The 240-nt window shown below is 44.2% G+C and carries 1 pseudogene; it reads right to left on the bottom strand.

The annotated features are described in order from the left end of the window. Positions 1-240 (bottom strand): annotated as a pseudogene (locus R2R70_RS22825) (hypothetical protein); the annotation flags it as partial.

Raw genomic sequence — 240 nt, 5'->3', positions numbered from 1 at the left:
CTTGTTGGTCTATCGGTTGCTTTACTGCTTCACCTCTTGACCCTTCACGCAACCAATTTTTAGCTATATCATCGCTGTTTTGACTGTGCTGCTGATTTTGTAAATTATACCAAGCCAAATCATGATGCAAGCTGACCACGTCACCCATAATGAGGAGGGCAGGCGTTGGTAATTGTGCTTGTTCTTGTTTGGCAACAATCGTTGCAAGCGTACCTGTCAATACTTGCTGATTGGGCATAC

The sequence above is a fragment of the Cobetia sp. SIMBA_158 genome (assembly GCF_046566945.1).
Lineage (GTDB): Bacteria > Pseudomonadota > Gammaproteobacteria > Pseudomonadales > Halomonadaceae > Cobetia > Cobetia amphilecti.
The sequence above is the reverse complement of the archived record's forward strand: the minus strand, read 5'-3'. Positions and strand labels throughout refer to the sequence as shown.